Origin of the sequence: Candidatus Phytoplasma sp. AldY-WA1, assembly GCF_020312115.2 — a bacterium.
In the GTDB taxonomy this organism is placed as follows: domain Bacteria; phylum Bacillota_I; class Bacilli_A; order Acholeplasmatales; family Acholeplasmataceae; genus Phytoplasma; species Phytoplasma vitis.
Genome location: NZ_JAHRHX020000050.1, coordinates 1 through 4,340, shown reverse-complemented (window position 1 = coordinate 4,340; position 4,340 = coordinate 1). Strand labels below are relative to the sequence as shown.

Below are 4,340 nucleotides of genomic sequence, written 5' to 3'. Positions count from 1 at the left end.
CAACAAAATCATCTGATAAAAATATATTTAAAACATTTTACCAATCTGATAAAGAAACTATTGATTACATTGCCGAATACAATACAAACAATCAATTAATAAAAAAAACATTTTACAACGACGAAGATAAAACTATTGATTACATTGACGAATACAACATCAATGGTCAAATAATCAAAACAACAAACTACTCCGATGGAACCATCAATGACATTAGCGAATACAACGAAAACAAAAAACTGATTAAACAAACAGAATATCGTTTAGACGGCCAAAATATTGATTACATTAACGAATACAACCCTAACGGCCAAAAAATCAAAGCAACACACTACAACTCCGACGGAACAACCGTTGACTACATCAACGACTATAACGAAAACGAAAAATTAATTAAACGAACAACCTACTTCCCCAACGGCAAAATCGATTGCATTCAAGAATTCGACAAAAATGAAAAATTAGTTAAACAAACAAAATAACACTCCGACGGAACCATTGATAACATAATATAACTCAACCCCCGACGGAACAGAAAAAAAATAATATAAAAAAACCAACAAGACTCAAACTAATAACTTGACAAATTAATTATTTATTATATAAATTATTATTTATTGTCGAATAAAATTTGGTTGATGTTGATAATAATTAAAACATATTTTGTTTTTTTGAATTTTAAAATATAATTTGGCAAAAAAAGACTGTTCTACAACACAGTCTTTTTTATTTAATATATAATAATTATGATAAATTTAAATAATTTTAAATAAAATTTCATATTTTGTTTTCGATCCTTTCGTTTAATGGAGGTCAATTAAGAAGATGAATTTGGTTTTAAAAATTTTATTACATCCTTTATTAATGTTAAAACTTTTTGTGAATAATTTATTGAATCCTTCAAAACGCGTAAAACAGCTTTTAAAGCAAAACCTTTCAGATAGCGATAATATTGCTTTGCAAGTTAGTAAACGTTTACACAAATTAAAAAAAATTGGTGTCTTAGATAATGCCACTAAAGTAGCTACATATCGCAGTGTTTTTATGAAATTATTTTGTTTAATTTTTCTATTTTTAATTACTTGTTTTGGTATTTTTTTCTGGTTACGTGGTCCTGATTTATCACATCGTAAGCAATTAATTAACGGTTTTTATTCATTTACGAAATTTTGCCGATTGGAACAATATTTTTATAAATGCAAAGAATCTAAAGGATTGGATATCATTTATATTCCTTTATTGATATCTGGAATAATTTTTAGCATTACTGGAATTTTATGGATAATAAGTTTTCATTGGTTACCTATCTTTTTAAAAATTACTAATCACTTGCTATCAATAAGTATTGGTTTATTTTTAGGTATTTTTTATAGTATGTTTAGCGTTGTCCAAACACAATGGGATAAATTATTTTTATTATTTATTATTCCATTCATAATAACTATTATGATGTTAGGTATGATTACTTATTTACATCAAATAAAAAAACAATTACAAATAACAGAACAAACTAAAAAGTTAATAGTTAATTGCTTTATATTGATCTTTTTTGTTAATATTATTTTTATTTTTATGAGTTATTTTTATCATTTTTTTTCTTTACACTATTTAATTATTTTGTTATTTTTCAGTATTATAGAATTTATTTTAAGTGCTTTGATGTGGGCAGTTGCTTTAAACGAATTAGATCTTTATCTTCAAGAAAAAATACCGCAAAAATATGAGTGGTTTTTAGTTACTTTAATGTTTATAAGTTTTTTAATGATGTTTGCAGCGATTTTCAAATTTATTTTAGGAATTTTATCATTTAAGAAGTCAAAATAAAATAATAATAATTAATACATAATTATATATTTTGTTTGTGTAACTGCGAACTGAATTCTAAAATATTAACAACTTTTAATTTAAATTATATTAAACTAAGTCATTTTTTATTCGTTAAATTCAAATTTTTTGTTTGAATTTTTATTTTTTAAAATAATAAAAGCTGTTTATTTTTTTAATTAAATTTTTATTGTTTTTTAATTAAAAATATAATTAAAAAGACGGTTTATATATAGTCCTAAATTGAGTCAAAAAGGCCTTAAAAAAATTGTATTTTGTTAAATAAAATTTATTTTGATCGAAAATAGGAATTTTTATAGTTTAGTTTTTTAAAACAATAAAATTTAATTAAAAACAACAACTTTTATCATTTTAAAAAATAAAAAACCCCTATTTTAGATTAAAACAAATTTTTTTCAACAAAATGAAAAATTTTCTCCATTTTTTAACTCATTTAGGACTTATATATATGTAGATCATTTTTTTTAATTTTATATTTTTAAAACAATAAAATTTTCTAAAACAAAGTATGTTTCTGATATTAAATCTTGACGATCAATAAATCTAGGTGCGTGAGTACTTTTTTTATTAATAATACTTTTAATACTATTTTTTTATTAATAGTAAAAATAAATCCATTTTATTTTTTTCATTAGGATTACAAAAACAATTTTTAAGATTTTTTTGTATTTCTTGTTCTAGTTTTTATTCTTGTTTTTTAAAATCTAAATTTTTCATATTTCATTTTCCTTTTTTATTGGTTAACAAAAAAGTTGAAATTGTTTTAATAAAATAAAAAAAGTTTAACTTACTCAGTTAAACTTAGTTAATAATTAAAATTAAATTATTGTTGATGGAATAGGGAGCAGTTCGAAAATAAATATGTAGAAATTAAAAAAGAAACAACGCAAAATTAAAAATTTTTAAAATTATAATTAGTTATAATTATATAATGTTATATAGAAGATATTTATTTATAAATATTTTAAATTATTACTTTTTTTATTTTATTTAAAATTATTTTTTTTAAATAAAATAAATATAGTTAATTTGAAATAAAATATTTATTTTCGAAAATTTACAAATTTATTTGGATACTAAAATTATCATTTTTTTATATTAAAATATATTTTTTAATAAAACATAAAATATTAAAATTAGTTGGATGGTTTAAAATAAATGTCTTTAAATATAAAAGAAGAAGCATTAAAAATTCATGAAAAAAATAAAGGTAAATTAGAAATAAACACTAAAATACAAATTAATAATCTCCAAGAACTTTCTTTAATTTATACTCCAGGAGTAGCAGAACCTTGTTTGGAAATTGCTAAAAATCCAAAAAATGCTTATAAATACACAACTAAGGGAAATAATGTTGCTGTTATTACTAACGGAACAGCTGTTCTTGGTTTAGGAAATATAGGAGCATTAGCTTCAATTCCAGTAATGGAAGGAAAAGCTAGTTTATTCAAAACATTTGCCAATATAGATTCTTTTCCTATTTGTATTGATTCGGAAGATCCAGAAGAAATTATTAATATTATCTCTAAAATATCTTCCATGTTCGGAGGAATTAATTTAGAAGATATTAAATCTCCAGAATGTTTTTACATTGAAAAAAAATTAAAAGAAAAATTAGATATTCCTGTTTTCCATGATGATCAACATGGGACAGCTATTGTTGTTTGCGCAGGAATTTTAAATGCTTTAAAAATAGTTAAAAAAAATATTAAAGATGTAAAAATAGTTATTACAGGTGCAGGTTCAGCAGGAATAGCTGTGGCTAAAATGCTTCTTTTATTAGAATTTAAAAATATAATTCTAATAGATAAAGAAGGAGCGATCAAAAAAGATTGTACTTGGTTAAATGAAGAACAAAAAAAAATGTCTTTAGTAACTAATTTAAAAAATGAAACCGGATCTTTAAAAGAAATTATCAAAAACAAAGATATTTTTATTGGTTTATCAAAACCTAATATTTTAACTTCAGAAATGGTTTCGACTATGGCTCCCAATTCTATAGTATTTGCCTTAGCTAATCCTATTCCTGAAATTATGTATGATGAAGCTAAAAAAGGAAATGCTAAAATAGTTGCTACAGGGCGTTCAGATTTTCCAAATCAAATTAACAATCTTTTGGCTTTTCCTGGTATTTTTCGCGGCGCTTTAGATTCACAAGCAACTCAAATTACAGAAGAGATGAAAATAGCTGCCGTTTATGCTTTAACTTCGATTATTCCAGAAAAAGAATTAAATGAAAATAATATAATTCCTTCTATTTTTGAAAAAAAAGTTACCAAAATAATATCTGAAGCTGTCGCTAAAGTAGCTATCGAAACAAATATGACTAGAAAATAGATTAAATTTTTATTCTATTTAAAAAGTTATCAAAATATATAATTTTGATAACTTTTATTTTTAAAAAAAATAATAAAAATAAAATATTTTTTTTAATTTTTTTAAAAATTATTCAAAGCTTTATTTTCGTTAATTAAATTAAATATTTTTTTGAGCAT

General features: G+C 22.0%; 3 protein-coding genes. All 3 read left to right on the top strand.

What is annotated here, in order from left to right:
* A partial coding sequence (locus KTO59_RS03540; protein ID WP_284928666.1) for a DUF2963 domain-containing protein occupies window positions 1-482 on the top strand: 482 nt, incomplete at its 5' end.
* A 343-nt stretch (window positions 483-825) separates the two neighbouring features.
* A complete protein-coding gene (locus KTO59_RS03535; protein ID WP_284928665.1) occupies window positions 826-1,824 on the top strand; it encodes a hypothetical protein in 999 nt (332 codons plus the stop codon).
* A 1,179-nt stretch (window positions 1,825-3,003) separates the two neighbouring features.
* Window positions 3,004-4,182 (top strand): NAD(P)-dependent malic enzyme, encoded by a 1,179-nt coding sequence (locus KTO59_RS03530; RefSeq protein ID WP_284928664.1) that lies wholly within the window; start codon window positions 3,004-3,006, stop codon window positions 4,180-4,182.
* Window positions 4,183-4,340: the final 158 nt, after the last annotated feature.